This is a genomic window from Streptomyces sp. NPDC006739, assembly GCF_042869815.1.
Classification (GTDB): Bacteria; Actinomycetota; Actinomycetes; order Streptomycetales; family Streptomycetaceae; genus Streptomyces.
Window position 1 is genome coordinate 41,647 of the sequence record NZ_JBIAGM010000022.1, and the last position, 16,739, is coordinate 58,385.

General features: G+C 72.5%; 13 protein-coding genes. 4 read left to right on the forward strand and 9 right to left on the reverse strand.

Annotated features, from left to right (window positions below):
* Positions 1 to 14 precede the first annotated feature (14 nt).
* From ACFYMM_RS33530 to ACFYMM_RS33550, 5 genes are all read right to left on the reverse strand, one after another.
* Positions 15 to 3,836, reverse strand: coding sequence for a lipopolysaccharide biosynthesis protein (locus ACFYMM_RS33530; RefSeq protein WP_388393596.1), 3,822 nt, complete (start codon positions 3,834 to 3,836; stop codon positions 15 to 17).
* Positions 3,829 to 4,629, reverse strand: a complete 801-nt coding sequence (locus ACFYMM_RS33535) for a polysaccharide deacetylase family protein (RefSeq protein ID WP_388393599.1) — start codon at positions 4,627 to 4,629, stop codon at positions 3,829 to 3,831. Before ACFYMM_RS33535 ends, ACFYMM_RS33530 begins: the two co-directional genes overlap by 8 nt.
* On the reverse strand, positions 4,622 to 5,656 hold the full coding sequence (locus ACFYMM_RS33540; RefSeq protein WP_388393601.1) for a glycosyltransferase: 1,035 nt from the start codon (positions 5,654 to 5,656) through the stop codon (positions 4,622 to 4,624). The genes ACFYMM_RS33535 and ACFYMM_RS33540 overlap by 8 nt, the downstream gene beginning before the upstream one ends.
* On the reverse strand, positions 5,653 to 6,474 hold the full coding sequence (locus ACFYMM_RS33545; protein ID WP_388393603.1) for a glycosyltransferase family 2 protein: 822 nt from the start codon (positions 6,472 to 6,474) through the stop codon (positions 5,653 to 5,655). The genes ACFYMM_RS33540 and ACFYMM_RS33545 overlap by 4 nt, the downstream gene beginning before the upstream one ends.
* 368 nt (positions 6,475 to 6,842) lie before the next feature.
* Positions 6,843 to 7,277 (reverse strand): hypothetical protein, encoded by a 435-nt coding sequence (locus tag ACFYMM_RS33550; protein ID WP_388393606.1) that lies wholly within the window; start codon positions 7,275 to 7,277, stop codon positions 6,843 to 6,845.
* 208 nt (positions 7,278 to 7,485) lie between these two features.
* On the opposite strand from ACFYMM_RS33550, the gene ACFYMM_RS33555 reads away from it, so the two are divergent.
* The gene (locus ACFYMM_RS33555; RefSeq protein ID WP_388393609.1) at positions 7,486 to 8,292 is read left to right on the forward strand and encodes an SGNH/GDSL hydrolase family protein; all 807 of its coding nucleotides are present in this window, start codon (positions 7,486 to 7,488) and stop codon (positions 8,290 to 8,292) included.
* A 33-nt stretch (positions 8,293 to 8,325) separates the two neighbouring features.
* Here the strand turns inward: ACFYMM_RS33555 and ACFYMM_RS33560 are convergent, their stop codons facing one another.
* The 4 genes from ACFYMM_RS33560 to ACFYMM_RS33575 are packed head-to-tail and all read right to left on the reverse strand — an operon-like array spanning position 8,326 to position 14,704.
* The gene (locus ACFYMM_RS33560) at positions 8,326 to 9,924 is read right to left on the reverse strand and encodes a protein kinase (protein ID WP_388393612.1); all 1,599 of its coding nucleotides are present in this window, start codon (positions 9,922 to 9,924) and stop codon (positions 8,326 to 8,328) included.
* 27 nt (positions 9,925 to 9,951) lie between these two features.
* Positions 9,952 to 11,565, reverse strand: a complete 1,614-nt coding sequence (locus tag ACFYMM_RS33565; protein WP_388393615.1) for a sulfite exporter TauE/SafE family protein — start codon at positions 11,563 to 11,565, stop codon at positions 9,952 to 9,954.
* Entirely contained in the window at positions 11,562 to 13,193 is a 1,632-nt protein-coding gene (locus ACFYMM_RS33570; RefSeq protein WP_388393618.1) for a tetratricopeptide repeat protein, read from the reverse strand. The genes ACFYMM_RS33565 and ACFYMM_RS33570 overlap by 4 nt, the downstream gene beginning before the upstream one ends.
* Positions 13,160 to 14,704, reverse strand: coding sequence for a DUF4331 family protein (locus ACFYMM_RS33575; protein ID WP_388393621.1), 1,545 nt, complete (start codon positions 14,702 to 14,704; stop codon positions 13,160 to 13,162). The genes ACFYMM_RS33570 and ACFYMM_RS33575 overlap by 34 nt, the downstream gene beginning before the upstream one ends.
* A gap of 164 nt (positions 14,705 to 14,868) precedes the next feature.
* On the opposite strand from ACFYMM_RS33575, the gene ACFYMM_RS33580 reads away from it, so the two are divergent.
* The 3 genes from ACFYMM_RS33580 (at position 14,869) to ACFYMM_RS33590 (ending at position 16,670) form a co-directional block, all read left to right on the forward strand.
* Complete coding sequence (locus tag ACFYMM_RS33580) at positions 14,869 to 15,456, forward strand: sigma-70 family RNA polymerase sigma factor (RefSeq protein WP_388393798.1); 588 nt, start codon at positions 14,869 to 14,871, stop codon at positions 15,454 to 15,456.
* Entirely contained in the window at positions 15,453 to 16,268 is an 816-nt protein-coding gene (locus tag ACFYMM_RS33585; protein ID WP_388393624.1) for an anti-sigma factor domain-containing protein, read from the forward strand. The genes ACFYMM_RS33580 and ACFYMM_RS33585 overlap by 4 nt, the downstream gene beginning before the upstream one ends.
* Positions 16,269 to 16,394: 126 nt before the next feature.
* On the forward strand, positions 16,395 to 16,670 hold the full coding sequence (locus ACFYMM_RS33590) for a hypothetical protein (RefSeq protein WP_388393627.1): 276 nt from the start codon (positions 16,395 to 16,397) through the stop codon (positions 16,668 to 16,670).
* Positions 16,671 to 16,739 lie beyond the last annotated feature (69 nt).

The window sequence follows — 16,739 nt, forward strand, 5'->3', positions numbered from 1 at the left end:
CCCCACCCGCACCGCTACTTCAGCGTCAGGAACCGCTCCACCAGCGAGGCCAGCACCACCGCCAGCAGCGGCAGCGAGAACCAGAAACCGCTCTGCAGCAGCCGCAGCCGGCGGATGCCCGGCCGCGCCGCGACCCGGACCACCTCGCGGGCGCCGAGCAGCAGGATGAGCGCCACGGCGGCCAGGGCGCCGACCACCGACCACGGTGTCCAGGTGATCCGCGGCCCGAGCGGTCCGGGGTGCGGCCGCGGCACCGCGCCGGCCGGCCGCTTCCGCATCGCGTACAGCGTCACGTCGTCGTTGACCAGGACCTTCGTCAGCTCCTGCCGGTCGTCGAGGTTCCGGACCAGCCGGGACTGCCAGGTCGTCGAGTAGCCCGCGTCCAGCTCCAGATAGGCGACCTGCCCCTTGTTGACCATCAGATACGAGTTCGGGCCAGCGTCCTTGAGCGCCTTCACCAGGCCGGACACCAGCACCGGGTCGGCCGGTGCGAGCGTGGGCCGGTAGTCGACGCGCTCCATGTCCCTGGCGCCCCACGGCATCGCCGGTGTCACGTCGTTGACCGTGTCGTTGCTCAGCCACAGCAGACGGACGGTCGGCCTGTCGTGGGCGTACACGTAGTCCATGGCGGCCACCTCGCCGGGCCGCACCCGCTCGAACGCCTCGTTGCCCCAGCGGGCCACCAGGAAGCCGCCCATGAGCAGCAGGCCGGCCAGCAGCGCGGCCAGCGGTGCGAGGCTGACCCGGTCCCGCTCGCGTTCCCTCGCGGTCGCACCGGTGCGCGGGAAGAGGGCGAGGGCGCCGAGCAGGGCCGCCCCGGGCAGGGCGAACATGAAGACGCGCAGCGCCATCTCACCGCCGTACGACTGCATGCCGAAGCCCAGGAACGGGACGAAGGCCAGCACCAGCAGCGACCGCTCGCGGTAGCGGTGGAAACGCCGCCGCCACCAGCCCCAGCAGGCGAGGGACAGGACGCCGCCGGCCAGCAGCACCCGCGCGTACAGCACCAGCTCGTGCGACGAACTGCCGCCCCGCATACGGCCGGAGACCGAGGTCGAGACATTGCTGCCGACCCCGCCGACCCCGCCGAAGAGGTCGTTGAAGTGCCCGGACCAGTACGGCTCGGCCATGAAGCCCACCCAGACCGCGGCCACCACCCCGAACAGCACCGGCAGTCCGCGCAGTTCGGACCTGCCGGTCAGCACGAGCGCCGCGAGCACGCCCAGCATCACGAACGGGGTGAGCTGGTGCGCCGGGACGCTCGCCGCGTACAGGCCGATCAGCACCAGCAGCAGCACGGCCTGCTGGCGCCGGCCGGCCGGTTCCACCTCCGCCTCGCCCGGCCGGAACCTCGTCCAGATCACGCCCGGGGCGCGGAACCAGACGAGCAGGATCGCCACGAAGACGAGGTACAGCAGATAGGTGAAGCCCTGCGGCGAGAAGTAGTCCTGGCCGACCCAGCCGCTGAGCACGAAGATCCAGACGCCCGTCCACTTGGCCCGCCAGCTCGCCCGCATCGACCGCACCAGCAGGAACATCGGTGCCAGGTAGGCGAGTTGGACGGCGGTCGGCCACCAGCGGATGATCCCGGTGAAGTCCGTGATCCCGCAGGCCCGGCCGAGGAACGCGGCGGCCGCGAAGAAGCCCGGCCAGCTCCAGCGGGCGTCCAGGTCCGGCACGGCGGACCCGGTGCGGTCGATGTAGTCGATGAACCCGAGGTGCTGCCAGGCGGTCGGGAACCGCGGCTCGGTCTCGATCACCGCGGGCAGCGCGTGCAGGGACACCACGGTCGCCAGCAGGGTGACCAGCAGCAGCGCCCGGTGCTCGCGGCGCAGCCAGAGCAGCGAGGCGAACACCGTGATCAGCAGCGCCGCCCCGGCCAGCGTCGGCAGCGGCAGCACGGAGACCAGACCGAGCCCGCCCATCGCGGCGAGGTCGGACTCGCCGAGCCGCAGCGCCGGCACCCAGTACAGCAGGAGCGCGGCGACCAGCAGACACCCGAGGACGACCCCGGCGCGGGTGGGCACCGGGCGGTCACGGAGGGAACGCGCGGGATCCGCCGGCCCCGGTGGTACGTCCGGTTCGGATACGGCGGCCTCCGGTACGGCGTCCTCGGGCGAAGGCACCTCCTCGAACGGCGCGTCGACCTCCGCCCTGCCCAGCAGCGCGGCCTCGGCGGGCCCCAGCGACGCCTCCGCACCGGGCTCGCTGCCCAGCTCCCCGGTCAGCCCCGAAGCCTGCGCCGTCCGGGGCCGCAGCGCCCAGGTCGGCCGGTCCGGGCGCGCCACGGGGGTGCCCGTCGGCGGCGTACCGGGCCCGGGGCGCACGTCCGGCCGGCGCTCCTGGTGGTCGAAGTCCACCTGGACACCGAGGCCCAGGGTGTCGCTGTCCAGCGCCCAGGCCGGCCCCCGCCGGTGGGGTGCGAACGAGGCGGTGACCTCACGCGCTCCCAGGTCGGCGAGGTCCCCGTCGGGTGCCGTCGTCTCGGGCACCACGGCCGGAGCGGCCTTCAGCGTCCTCCACAGCCGGGGCGCCGCGATCGTGACGATCACCGCGAGGCTGGAGACCTCCGCGACACCCGCCCCGGTCAGCCCCATGCGGGGCAGGAGCAGCAGGGTCAGCCCCAGCACCAGCGCGCACAACAGCCCCTGCAGCCAGGCGAGTCCGGCGGTGCGGCTCTGTGCGCGCAGCACCGCGAAGTAGGTCTCCATCACGACCCGGAGCAGTGCGCCGACCGCGAACCAGCGCAGCAGCGGGGTCGCCGCCTGCGCGTACCCGGCGCCGAACACGCCGAGGATCCACGGCGCCCCGACGAACAGCAGCCCGCAGATCGGCAGCATGATGCGGGCCATCCGGCGCAGCGCGGCCCGGGTGTTGGCGGCCAGGCGGGCCGGGTCGTGCGAGCCCTCGACGGTCAGCGAGGCGCCCATGTTGATGGCGAGCAGGTTGACCGTGCCGCCGATGGTGGTGGTGATGTAGAAGTACGCGTTGTCCTGGGAGCTGACCTGCGAGGCGATGATCACCGGGATCAGATAGACCACGGCGAGGGAGAACAGGGAGCCGGTGTAGTCCCCGGCGAGGAACCTGCCGATCTCTTTCACGGTGGGCGGCTGGACGTGCTCCTCGGTGGCTCTGACGTGCCGGGGGACCAGTCGCCGGAAGACCAGCAGGCCGAGCGGCACCATGGAGGTGGCGATGGCCAGCACCCAGGAGACGAAGACGCCGGTGGTCGGCAGGGCGGCGGCGAGGCCGACCAGCAGCGCCAGCTTCACCGCGGAGAACACCGTGTTCCCGGCCGGCACCCAGGTCGCGCTGCGCAGCCCGGTCAGCACCCCGTCCTGGAGGGTGAGCACGTTCCAGGCGGCGACGGCCATGACGAAGCCCAGGCCCTTGATGGACCCGTGCAGGAAGCGGTACGACGGCCCCCAGGTGTCGAGGGTCAGCAGGAAGACCCCGGCCGCGAACGACACCAGGACCGAACTGGCCGCGTAGGTACGGAAGACGAGACGCCCGGTGGCGCGGCCCGCCACCGGGATGAAGCGGGCCAGGGCGCCCGTCAGGGTCACCGCGGTCAGCCCCGCGAGGAGCTTCATGGCGGCGATCGCGGCCGAGCCCTGGCCCACCGAGGACTCGGAGTAGTAGCGGGCGGCCACCAGCCAGTACCCGAGGCCCAGCACCGCCGAGATGCCGGTGTTGAGCATCAGCGCGTAGGCGTTGCGGAACAGCGGGCTGCCGCCCGGGGAGCGGCCGAGCCCGGGGAGACGGAGACGGCGCCCCGGCTGCCCGGGCGCATCGGCGACGGTGGACGCGGCCTTCGTGGTGGTCGTGTCAGACACGGGAACGGATGGCCTTCCGGCGGACCTGGCGGGCTCTGCGGACAACGGCGTACCCCTTGGTCAGGGCACGGTCCCGGGCGAACGTACGGGTGAGCGAACGGCCTTCGAGCAGCCGCGCGAACTCCCGCGCGTCCGTGCTGCGGCGCACGGTGATCCGCCGCAGGGCGTACGGCCCCTGGCGGCGGCGGGCCGGCGCGTTGCCGACCGCCAGCGCCTGGGTGAACCCGGCCGCGCGCACGGCCCGGCGCACCCGGCGGCTGGAGTAGCCGTACGGGTAGGCGAAGGAGAACGGCACGCTGCCCAGTTCGTCGGCGACGATCTCCCTGCAGCGGGTCAGCTCCGACCACAGGGTGTCGTCGTCGAGCTGGTCGAGCTGCGGGTGGGTGTGGCTGTGGCCGCCGATCTCCACGCCGGCGTCCGCCAGCTCGCGCACCTGGTCCCAGTCCAGCATGGCGTCCAGGCCGCCCCCCATGTCGTACGCGCCGCGCAGCCAGCCGGTCGACACGTACAGGGTGGCCGGGAAGCCGTGCCGGGCGAGGACCGGCAGGGCGTGCCGGTGGACGCCCTCGTAGCCGTCGTCGAAGGTGATCAGCACCGGCCGCTCGGGCAGCGCCCGTCCGGACCGCCAACTCGCGGCCAGGTCGGCCGTGCTGACGGGAGTCAGACCCAGGTCGCCGATGAGCGCCAGCTGCTCCGCGAACGCCTCCGGGGCGACCGACAGGGCGCGGGTGGCGTCGTTCGGCGCGGTGGCGACCGCGTGGTACATGAGGATCGGCACGGGTGCCTCAGCCATCCTGGGCCTCCCCGGTCGCGGCGGTCCCTGCATGCCCGGCGCCCCCGGCGGTCTGCGTGACTTCCACGACGCGGAACGCCGTCCCGCCCCGCCGCGCCCGCGCACCGCCCATGACATAGCCGCCGGCCGCGGTGAGCACTCCGGCGACGATCGCGGCCGCCCGGCCCGCGCCGCCCGGCCGGCCCAGCAGCGCGTCCCGCAGGCCGCGGGCGACCCCGGCGGGCAGCACCCTGGTGGTGTACCGGCGTTCGGACTCCAGCCCCTTGCCGGCTCCTACGCTGCGGGCCACCAGGGCCTTGGAGAGGCCCTCGGCGTAGGCGCGGGCGCGGAAGTAGGCGAAGCGCTCGCGGACCTCGGGCACCCGGTGGTGGATCACCGCCCGGTCGTCGATCAGCAGGACGGCGTCGGGGCGGGCGCGGGTGAGGCGGATGCACAGTTCCGTCTCCTCGCAGCCCAGGGGGCGCCGGTCGCCGTCGCGGCCGATGCCGGTGGCGAAGCCGCCCGCCGCGTCGAAGGCCGTACGCCGGAAAGAAGCGTTTCCGCCGAGTACGTTGCGCACCCGGACGCGGCCCGGCGGGAGCCCCCGGTAGGTGCAGCCCACCACCCAGTCGAACTCCTCCGGGAACCAGTCGGGCCGCCGTCCCGAGGCCCATACCGGTTCCGTGCGGCCGCCCACGGCCATCACCCGGGGGTCGGCGTACCCCTCGGCGAAGCGGCGCAGCCAGTCCCGTTCGGCCACGGCGTCGTCGTCGAGGAAGGCGATCACCGCGCCGCGCGAGGCGGCGATGCCGGTGTTGCGGCCGGCGGACAGCCCGCGCGGGCCCGCGTTGGCGAGCACCCGCACGTCACCGGCTTCCTTGTACTCCCCGGCCAGACGGTCCAGGAGCGCCGGGTTGTGGTCGACGACCAGGAGTGTCTCCAGCGCCGGGTACGACTGCGCGCGCACCGAGGAGACCGCCGCGAGGACGTCCTCCCAGCGGTCTTCGGTGTACACGCAGATCACGACGGAGATGTCGGGATCTCTCAAGACACCTCTCCCCGCCCCGCGGCCGGCATCGGCGAGTGGTGCCCGCGGCGGCGCAGGGCACGCCGGTTGGAGCGCTCCCCGAGGATCACCTTCAGCACCCGCAAGCCGTCCCGTACGGCCCGCAGGTTGCTGGTGCCGTGGATGCGCAGGTACTCGTGGCTGGGTATCTCCTGCACTCTGAGCCCGGCCTTGACCACTCTGATGTTCATCAGGGTCTCGACCTCGAAGCCGGTGCAGTCGAGGTCGATCTTGTCGAGGCAGTGCCGCCAGAACGCGTTGTACCCGTAGCACAGGTCGGTGTAGCGGGCGCCGAACTTGCGGTTGACGATGGTGCACAGCGCCCAGTTGCCGAGCTTGCGGATGAAGGTCATGTCGTCGGTGCCGCCGCCGTTGGCGAAGCGGGAGCCCTTGGCGAAGTCCGCGCCCGAGACCAGCGCGGAGACGTACGAGACGATCTCGTGGCCGTCGGCCGAGCCGTCCGCGTCGACCATCACGATGATGTCGCCGCTGCACGCCTCGAACCCGGTGATCAGTGCGTCGCCCTTGCCCTTCCCCAGCTGTTCGACGACCTTGACCTGCGGCCACAACTCACGGGCCACCTCGACGGTGTTGTCGGTGGAATTGCCGTCCACGAGAACCACTTCCTGTATCCAGTCCGGAAGGGTCTTGAAGACGTAGGGGAGATTCTCCGCCTCGTTCATGGCGGGGATCACCACACTCACCGGCGGCGCGATGGCCAGGTGAGAGGAGACGGGCCGGTATTGGGCCGCCAATCCGGGATCTTGGCCCGAACTGGGCGGTCGCAGAACAGAACTCACGAGTTGTGTCCCTCTCGTCCGGCGGGCCGCCCGCCCCCGGGGGGCCCGGCTTTGTGTCCGGTTCGAAAGGGGGGTTCTCGCCTGCGCACGACGAACGGGTCCCCGTACCCGACGGATCTCCGGACTCGCAGGTGAGCTGGCAAAGCTTGCGCGGCACGACTCGGCGGACCAGTGCGGTCACCGAGCACGGCACCCCCCTACCGCGCCCCGCGCCGGAACGTCGCGGCCCTGAGCCCTCCCCTGGAGCCGCTTGGTACTTCTGGTTACTTCATGACGGACCGATGCGGGTGAGATGTACGACGGTATTGACGATTGAACCTGTATGGCAAGACCTGGAAGCAGGTCTCACGTTTTTGTTGGTTTGGCCGTTACACAACTTTGTCGAACTTTGTTCCCCCTCTCGAACGGATTCGCCCACGGGTCAGGACCGGGACCAGCAGGGAGAGACTGAGCACGGTGACGGCGACGACCCCGCCGCGCACCGACCAGCGGTGCATGGCCAGCATGCCCTGGGCCACCAGCATGTTCAGCACCACCGCGCCCGCCAGCGAGGCGAGCGTCCGGCCGAACGGATCCAGCCCGCCGAGCGCCGCCGCGATCGCCACGGCCGGGGCGGCGAGCAGGAAGAACAGCGTGCACGGGCCGCGCAGCGGCGAGTCGGTGCCGGTGAGCGCGAGCAGCGCGCCGACCGCGCCGATGGCGGTCGCGGCGCCGGCGAGCAGCGGCGGCAGGTCCCTCCCCGGTCCCGGCCGCGCCCGCTCGGCGCCGTCTGATGAATGTCTGTTGGTACCTAAGGTCTGCATTGGCGACTTTGCCCCCCGACGCGCCGGATGCCGGGCTTCAATGTGACGCAGCCCCGACGGAACCGTCAAGACGGGGCATACGGCCCGCGATCCGCCCGGGGGTGCGTCCGGCCGTGCGGAGCCCGAAAAGTTTTGGCATGAACACTTCCCGTCAACACGCGTAGTTGCTACGACGGTTGAGGCAGAGATCCTGCTAAAGGGAGGTTCCATGAGACGTTCCCGATTTACGGCATACGTGACCTCGCTCCTCCTCGCCACCGGCGTCGGCCTGACCGGGGCCGCCACCGCGCAGGCGGCGCCGGCCGCGGCCACCGGCGGCTATGTGGCCCTCGGCGACTCCTACTCCTCCGGGGTGGGCTCGGGCAGCTACCTCGCCTCCAGCGGCAGTTGCGACCGCAGCACCAAGGCGTACCCGTACCTGTGGAACGCCGCCCACGCCCCGTCCTCGTTCGCCTTCAACGCCTGCTCGGGCGCCACCACGGACGACGTCCTCTCGGGTCAGCTGGGCTCCCTCAGCTCCTCGACCGCCCTCGTCTCGATCACCATCGGCGGCAACGACGCCGGTTTCTCCGACGTCATGACGACCTGTGTGCTCCAGTCGGACAGCGCCTGTCTGTCCCGGATCGACACGGCCAAGGCGTACGTCGACTCCACGCTCCCCGGCAAGCTCGACAGCGTCTACGACGCCATCCGGGCCAAAGCCCCGTCCGCCCATGTGGTCGTGCTCGGCTACCCCCGCTTCTACCGGCTGGGGACGACCTGCGTGGGCCTGTCCGACACCAAGCGCTCCGCCATCAACGACGCCGCGGACTACCTGGACACCGCCGTCCAGAAGCGCGCCCTGGACCACGGCTTCACCTTCGGTGACGTCCGCACCACGTTCTCCGGTCACGAGATCTGCTCCGGCAGCTCCTGGCTGCACAGCCTGAACCTGCTCGACATCGGCGAGTCCTACCACCCGACGGCGGCCGGCCAGTCCGGCGGCTATCTGCCCGCGTTCGCCGGCGCGGCCTGAGCGTCAACCCGAGGCCGCACCCGCCCACACCCGTCAGGGTGATGCCGAGGGAGAAGCGGAGGCCCCGTCCGTCGGGGTCTCCGTCGCCGTGCACGTCACCGAGAACGGCACCAGGTCCGACGTCACCCGCACCGGGCCGCGCACCTCCACACCGACCGCGTTGCGGATCGTGCCGCTTCCCGAGTACGTCGTCAGCACGACCCGGTCCTGCTTGCTCTTCCCGCCGCCCTCCGGGAACGACAGCGTCTTCCACCCGGGGTCGGAGACCGACCCGTTCCGCAGCACCCACCGGTACTCCACCCGCGCCGGCAGCCGCCCCACCGTGAACGTCGCCGTGAAGGCGGGCGCCTGGCCGGCGGACGGCGGACAGCTCCCGGAGTAGTCCGTGTGCGAGCCCGTCAGGGTGACGTCCACACTCTGCGCGGGCCGGCTGCTCGGCGGGGTACTGCTCGGCGTCGGCTGCGCCGGACCGGTGTCCGACTCGGTGCCGCGGCTGGGAGCGGGCGAGCTGAGACTGCTGCCGGCCGACTGCCCGCTGTCCGTCCGGCCCCCGCTCCCGGCCCCGCCCCCGTAGTGGTTGACCAGCGCGTACGTCAGCCCGGCCAGGGCGAGCACGACGGCCAGCAGGCCCACCAGCAGGACGGCCCCCGCCCGGCGCTCCCGGACCGGTTCGGCGGCGGTCCGCCGGGCGGTGAACGGCATCGGCGGGGTGGGAGCCGGCTGCTGCCGCCGAGCCTCGACGACCGGGCCGTACGACGCGACCGGCACCGTGTCCGCGCGGGGCGCGCCGCCCGCCGCGACGAGCCGCAGCTGCTGCTCGGCCACCTCGGCCGGCAGCCGCTCGGCGGGGTCCTTGCGCAGCAGCCCCTCGATGACCGGGGCCAGCGGACCGGCCCGGTAGGGCGGCGGCAACTCCTCGTCCACCACCGCCCGCAGCGTGCTCAGCGGGGTGTCGTGCCGGAAGGGCGAGTTGCCCTCGACGGCCGCGTACAGCAGCACGCCCAGCGACCACAGGTCCGACTCCGGCCCCGGGGTGCGGCCCAGTGCCCGCTCCGGCGCGAGGAACTCGGGCGAGCCGATGACCTCGCCGGTCATGGTCAGCGCGGAGCTGCCCTCGACCGTGGCGATGCCGAAGTCGGTGAGCACCACCCGGCCGTCGTTCGCCAGCAGCACATTGGCCGGTTTCACATCCCGGTGCAGCACCCCGGCGGAGTGCGCGGCACGCAGCGCGGACAGCACCTCGGCGCCGATGTGCGCGGCCCGCTGCGGGGACATCGCGCCCTGCGCCTCCAACTCGTCGGCCAGCGACAGACCGCGCACCAGCTCCATCACGACCCAGGGCCGGCCGCCCTCCATCGCCACGTCGTACACCGTGACGACGTTGCGGTTCGCGACCCGGGCCGCCGCCCAGGCCTCGCGCTCCAGCCGCGCGTACATCCGCTCGACGTCCGCGGCGGCCAGACCGGCCGGGGCCCGCACCTCCTTGACGGCGACCTCGCGGTTCAGCACCTCGTCGCGGGCGCGCCACACGGTTCCCATGCCGCCTTCGCCGAGCGGCGACAGCAGCCGGTAACGGTCGGCGATCACCCGTTCGGTGCCGGGTTGTTCGGACACGGGCGCCCCCCACGGCATCTCGCGTGACTCCTGCACAAACGTAGCTCAGCCGAGTGCGGATGCCGCCCCCTTGAGCACCAGTGAGGCACCCAGGGCGACGACGACCAGCGCGGACACGAGCGGCATGCTCCGGCGTGCCAGGACGGCCACCGGGTGGGTGGTCCAGCGGGGGCGCCGGTCCAGCACCCGGTTCATTCCCGTACCCAGCCGGACGACGGCGAACCCGGCGGCCGTCAGGGTGAGGGCGAGACCGACGCCGTACGCCACCACGAGCAGCAGCCCGAACCAGGCCTGCCCCAGCGCCGCCGCGCCGACCAGGACGACGACCGCGGAGGGACTGGGAACCAGACCGCCCGCGAAGCCGAGCAGGATCGTGCCGCGCAGGGTGGGGGCGGTGGAGTGCGTGTGGGTGAAGCCGCCGTGGGTGTGCTCCACGGTGTGGCCGTGGCCGTGATCATGACTGTGCTCGTGCTCGTGATCGTGGTGATGGCCGTGCTCGTGCTCGTGGTGGTGCTCGTGGCCGTGCTCGTGATGGCGATGGCCGTGTCCGGTCGCCGGTGCCGCGTCGTGGGCGCCCACGAGCGCCAACCGCTTCTCGGGGTGCGGGTGGTGATGGTGGTGTCCGGAGAGCCGGGGCGCACGGTTGCGCCAGGCCCGCCGCAGCAGGTTGGCTCCGGCGGCGAGCACCAGGACGCCGCTGGCCAGGCCCAGCCAGGCGATCACCGAGGGGGTCGCCGCCGAGCCGGCCGTGACGAGCAGGCCGAGGGCGACCACGCCCAGGGTGTGGGTGACCGTCACGGAGGCGGCCAGGGGAAGGACGTCCCTCAGCCGGGCCCGCCCGCCCCGCGCCGCCGCCGTCGCGGCCATCAGCGTCTTTCCGTGGCCGGGCGCGAGGGCGTGCATGGCGCCGAGGACGACCGCGATGAGCAGCGCGAGGGCGGCGAAGCCCGCGGTGAGGTGATGGCGGGCGACCAGGTTGTTCAGGTCCTGCGTCCAGCGGTCGGCGCCGCGCGGCAGGATGGAGGCGCCCAGGGCGCCCGGCCGCTCCTCGGTCAGGGCCGGCCCGCCCGGACGCACCCGCAGGGCGGCGGTCACGGTGTCGTCCGGCGAGGAGAGCAAGTCCTTGGGGTAGCTGCTCAGTTCGTGCGAGACGGAGGTCTTCGGCACGTCCGTCCCGGTGAGCGTCATCCGGTCGCCGCGCGCGGTGATCTCCCGCCAGCCGGGCCCGGTGGTGTCCCCGGCGCTGTGGAAGCCGACGGCGACGCTGCCCTCCTTGGCGAGCGGAGCGGTGAACCGGCACTCCACGCGCAGGGTGTTGAGTCCCGCCTGGCCGGGCCGCAGCCGGGCCCGTGACGCGCCGGGGGTCAGCGGTGTCGCCCGGCCGTCGACCGTGAGCCTGCTGCCCTCGGCCGCCTTGGCGCACCGCTGCTCGGCCCACGCCGACAGCCCCAGCTCCTCGATGTCGGGCTTGGCCTGGGTGGCCGGGATCTCGGCCAGGTCCTCGACGTGGTCGACGCGGAGCTGCCCGGGGGCGGCGACCAGACCGTCGTAGCGGTTGACCGTGAAGTTGCCCAACGGGTGCGCGCTCGCGGCCGTGGCGGGCAGGAGCGCCAGCGCGCAGGCGGCGACGGCGGCGCCGAGGAGTCGACGGGGCTTCACTCGGCCGTCCCCAACGCCTTGCGGGCCTGATCCGCGCCCAGCGGGGAGAAACCGGGGTTCAGCTTCAGGGCCGCCGTCAGGGAGGCGCGGCCGTCAGCGGTGTGGCCGGTGGCCAGCTCGATCATGCCGCGGTGGTAGAGGAAGGAGGCGTTGTGGTAGCCGGTGGCCGTGGCACTGCGGGCGTAGGGAAGTGCCTCCTGGTCGTGGCCGTTGACGTGCAGGGCCCAGGCGAGCGCGTCGGCGGTGTGCACGGTGTGCCGGCGGGCCCACTCGGCGCGGGCCGCGCGCAGGGCGGAGGCCTTGTCGCCGTGGTCGGCGGCGGCGAGCGCGGTGTCGAGGTCGGCGTTGACGCCGTTGGCGCGGGCCAGCGCGATCCAGGCGTCCACCAGGGCGTACTGGTTCTTCGCCCTGGCCTTGTCGCCGGCCGCGCCACGGGCCTCGTACAGCTCACCGAGTTCGACGAGCGGCTGGGGCAGCGGGTAGCGGGAGACCACCAGTTCCATGCCCTTGATCGCGTCGGCGCGGTCGCCGCTCGCCGCCTGGGCGCGGGCCCGGCCCTCCAGGGCGGGCAGGTAGGTGTCCTGGGCGGCCAGGGCGCGGGCGTAGTAGTCGAGGGCGGTCCTGTAGTCGCCCTGGTTCCAGGCGAGCTGGCCGAGCTGGGCCGCGACGTAGGCCACGTCGCCCTTGGCGGTGGCGGCGGCCAGGGCCTGCTGGAGGACCCGGCGTGCGGTCGTCACGTCACCGCGCAGCTCGCGCACGTACGCGTACCGGGTGAAGACGGGCACGCCGGGCTTGCGCGCGTCGGCGGTGTCGGCGGCCCTGGACGCCTCGTCGTACCGGCCGAGTTCGACCAGGGCGTCGATCCGCGAGCACAGGGCGCCTTCGCCGTACGGGTCCTGCTTCAGGGCCTGGTCCGCGTAGGTGAGGGCGTCCTGGAACTGGTGCCGGGCGGCGGCGAGCGCGGCCTGGCCGGCCAGGGCCTCGACGTTGCCGGGGGACAGCCGCAGCGAGCGCTTCAGTGCCTGCTCGGCCTGCGGGTACCGGGAGGGGTCGCCCTTGGTCCGCGCCTGCTCGTCGTAGGCCAGACCGAGGGTGGCCCAGCCGTCGTGGTCCTTGGGCTGCGCGCGCAGGTGCGCCTGCAACGCGGCGATGCTCGCGTCCAGGTCCCCGCCGGCCAGCAACGAGGGGGACACCGCGCCGGAGGCGGTCGCCACCGACGCCGGCGCCTCCCGGTCGGCCCCCACGGCGATCGCCCCGCCGGTCAGCGCCACCGCCAACAACGCGGCCGTACCGGCGAGTTGAAGCCCCCGCCAGCGCCGACCGGCGGCCGCGACCCGGCGCAGCGCGGCGACCCGGTCACCTGCGGCGGGCGTCGACGGCTCCGGAGTCCGGTCCGGCGCCGACGCCTCGGGCGCGGGGTGGTCACCCGCCCCGGACGCCCCGGTGTCGGGCACCGTCCGCCCGTCGGGCTCGTTGTCGTTCGTGCGCGGGGGCATGCCCTCTCCTCGATCGGCTGATGGATGTCGTGGGGGGATGGCGCGGCCCGCCGTGGGGGAATGGGGGTGCGGGCCGCGCCGGTCTGGGGGTGCGGGCGTCAGTACGGGCGCTGCACGCGCCGACGCCACCACGCGAAGGCCGCGCCGATCAGCAGGATCCCGGCCGCGCCCGAGGCCGCCGAGCCCGCGATCAGCACCGTGTTCCCGGAGCCGCCGGAGCCCGAGCCGGCCGGCTGCAGCGCGTCACCGAGCTGGCTGCGCACGTCCGTGCCGCTGGTCGTGCCCTTGGCGAGCGGCCCGCGCGAACCCGACGTCGGCTCGGCGACGTACGGGAAGTACTTCTCGAACCCCTTGTCGTTCTTGTCGACCGCGTCGCCCAGGTCGTTCTTGTGCCCGACCAGTTCGCCCTCCATGACCTGGAGCGCCTCGTCGATGACGTCGTCGGTGAGCCGGCGCCCGTTCGGGAAGCCCGCGTTGTCACCGTCCAGCACACCGAGCCGCTTGGGATTGGCGGTGGGCTTGATCGACGTGTTCAGCCGGAGCATCTCCGACGGCGTCGCGTACGGCTGCTCCGTGTTGAGACCCTTGACGCCCGTCAGGAACACGCTGACGAGGTCGTTGCGGGGCTCCGACGGCGCCTTGATGTGGTAGATCGCCTCGATGAGCTTCGGCAGCTCCGGGTTGGTGACGTTCCTCAGGAACTGCGCGTCGTCCTTGGGCTGGGACGCGTTGAACCTGTCCTTGTCCTTCTGCGGGTTGACGACCTCGTTGACCAGCGGGTTGCCGAGGCGCGAGACCTGCGCGTAGTAGCCCTGCGCGTTCCTGCGCTGGGTCGTCGCGTAGATGCCGACGGTCGGACGTGTCGCCGACTGCCGGATCAGGTCGTTCGGCACCTGGAGGGCGATCGTGTTGACGTTGTAGCCCTTGAGGGTGTCGTTGCCGACCTCGGAGAGGTTGCCGCCGTACAGCAGGTCGAAGACGCGCAGGTCGGCGAAGAACGGGTCGTCGGCCTGGCCGGCGAAGGTCGCGCCGCCGTTCGAGGTCTTGTAGATGGCCTGCGAGCGCAGCTTCGCGTAGTCCGGCATCGAGGCCTTGCCGACGTCCGACGGGGCGGCCGGGACGTCGCTGGCGATCCTCGACGTGTACTGCTGCCTGCCGTCCTTGAGCTTGATGAGGTCGAGGTTGTACGACTGTGTGACGTTCAGGTCCGGGTCGGTCAGGTTGTCGACCACACCCGTGTTGTAGAGGAACGTCTTCTTGTTCTTGATCTGGGTCCTGAAGGTGTAACGGAAGATCAGGTCGTCCTTCGCGTCACCGTTGTTGTCGATGTGGATGTCGTACTGGGCGTCGTCCGCGAACTGGTAGAAGTTCGGACCGCCCGCGGGCTCCTCGAACGGGATGTAGTCCGACACGATCGTGGTGGTGTCGGGCTTGTCCGGGCTGACGAACGCGTACAGGTCGGTGTTGTCGTACTGCGGGGTCCCCGAGATCAGGGGGGCTTCCCGGTGGGAGGAGGCTGCGGCCACCCCCGGTTCCAGCGCGGCGACGCTGGCGGCTGTGATCCCGCCTGCGGCCAGCGCACCACAGATGAGGGTGACAAGGCCCTTGCGCCCCGCACCGCTCCTGGAGATTAGAGGTGTCATGCCGTCCGTCCTCAGTGCCAACTTGCCTGACGGACGGGTATACGGAGCGGAACCCCCGATCGGTTTGGTCCGAGGGAAAAAATCTTTTCGGCTTTCCGGACCCGCGTTTTCAGGCCGCCGATCCGTAACTCCTCCGGAGGTGCGTTCTGTTGCGCGTACGCGGGGTGACGGGAAGGACCGGGTGCTCGGGCCGGCGGAAGGGGGACGGTGTGGAGGCGGACGAGCTTCTGGTACTCGTCGCGGGCGGCGACCAGACGGCCTTCGAAGACCTGTACCAACTGGTGGCCGGGCCGGTGTTCGGGCTGGTGCGGCGGGTGGTGCGCGACCCCGCCCAGTCCGAGGAGGTGGCCCAGGAGGTGCTGCTCGAACTCTGGCGTTCCGCCGCCCGGTTCGACCCCGGCCGGGGCAGCGCCCTGTCCTGGATCCTGACCCTCGCCCACCGCCGGGCCGTCGACCGGGTGCGCAGCGCCCGCGCGGCCGGCGAACGCGAGCAGCGCGAGGCGATCCGCTCCTCGTCGCCCGCCTTCGACCAGGTCGCCGAGGAGGTGGAGGCGGGCCTCGAACGCGAGTCCGTGCGCCGCTGCCTGGACCGCCTCACCGTCCTGCAACGGCAGTCCGTCACCCTCGCCTACTACGACGGCTACACCTATCGTGAGGTCGCCGAGCGGCTCTCGCTGCCGCTCGGCACGGTCAAGACGCGGATGCGCGACGGACTCACCCGGCTGCGCCAGTGCCTGGGAGGAGTCGCATGAGCATCCTTGGTCGCCTCCTGAACCGCGAGGACCTGCACTCCCTCGCCGCCCCCTACGCGCTGGACGCCCTCGAACCCGGTGAGCGGCGCCGCTTCGACAAGCACCTCAAGGACTGCGACCGCTGCGCCGCCGAGGTACGGGCCCTGTCCGAGGACGCGGTCCGTCTCGCCTGGTCCACGGCCGCCCCGCCGCCGGCCGCGCTGCGCGACCGGGTGCTGGCCGCCGTACGCACCACCCCGCAGGAGCGGGCGTCGGCCGCGCGTGAACGCACGCCGCAGCTGCCGCCGCACGTCTGGGGCGCCCAGCCGCCGCCGTCCCGCTCCCATGCGCCCCGCAGGCGCCCCCTCTTCGTGCCGCTCGCCACCGCCACCGCCGCCGCGGCCCTCGTCGTCGCCTCCCTCTTCGCGGTCCAGGCCGGCCGGGCTCAACGCCAACTCGACGCCCAGCGTGCCCAGTCGCGTGAGATCGCCCACGTTCTCGCGGCCCCGGACGTCCGTGCGACCAGCGGAAGGGACAACCGCGGCGGAAATATCGGAGTGATCGCTTCCGCATCGGAGGGCCAGGTCGTCGTCACGCTCAGCGGATACGGCACCCTGCCCAGCGGACGCGTGCACCAGCTGTGGCTCATGCGACCCCGCGGCGGGCCGCGCTCCCTCGGGCTCTTCGCGGGCGACACGCCCTTGGTCGCGAAGGGTCTCGACACCTCGTCGGCGTCACTCGCCGTGACCGTCGAGCCCGACGGAGGCTCAGTGCAGCCCACCAGCCAGCCCGTTGTCCAACTCGCCCTGAAATCGGTTGGATTCGGAGAGTGACCGTGCAGGAGTCGTCAACCTCCTTGCAGGGAAGGTGAATCCCGTGACCGCGATACACGCATGCCCCCTCGGGGAGATAGGGTTACCCTGCCCGGGCCGGGTGGACTCGTACGGGTGGGGAGTGACATGGAGCAGATAACAGTGCGCAGCAGGGCGAGGGTCCCTGCGATCACCTGCGGAAGCAGCGCGACCAGTTCGCGGCTCGACCGTCATCTGTCGGTACTGGCGGGTCCCGCCATACCGCAGGGAGAGACGGCCGAAGCCACCTCGCTGATGCTTGAGCTGACCGCGCGTGACACGACGCACAAGCGCAGCGACCGGGGTGCGCGGGTCCGCCGTGTCTCCCTCTTCGCACCCCTGCGCCGACTGCGCCGCTCGCTGTTCGGCGGCAACAGGCACTGAACGCGCCCGCCCGCGCTCGGGCCGGCCACACCGTCCTCGCGCAACGCCGCGATCCCGTCGTCCGTCATC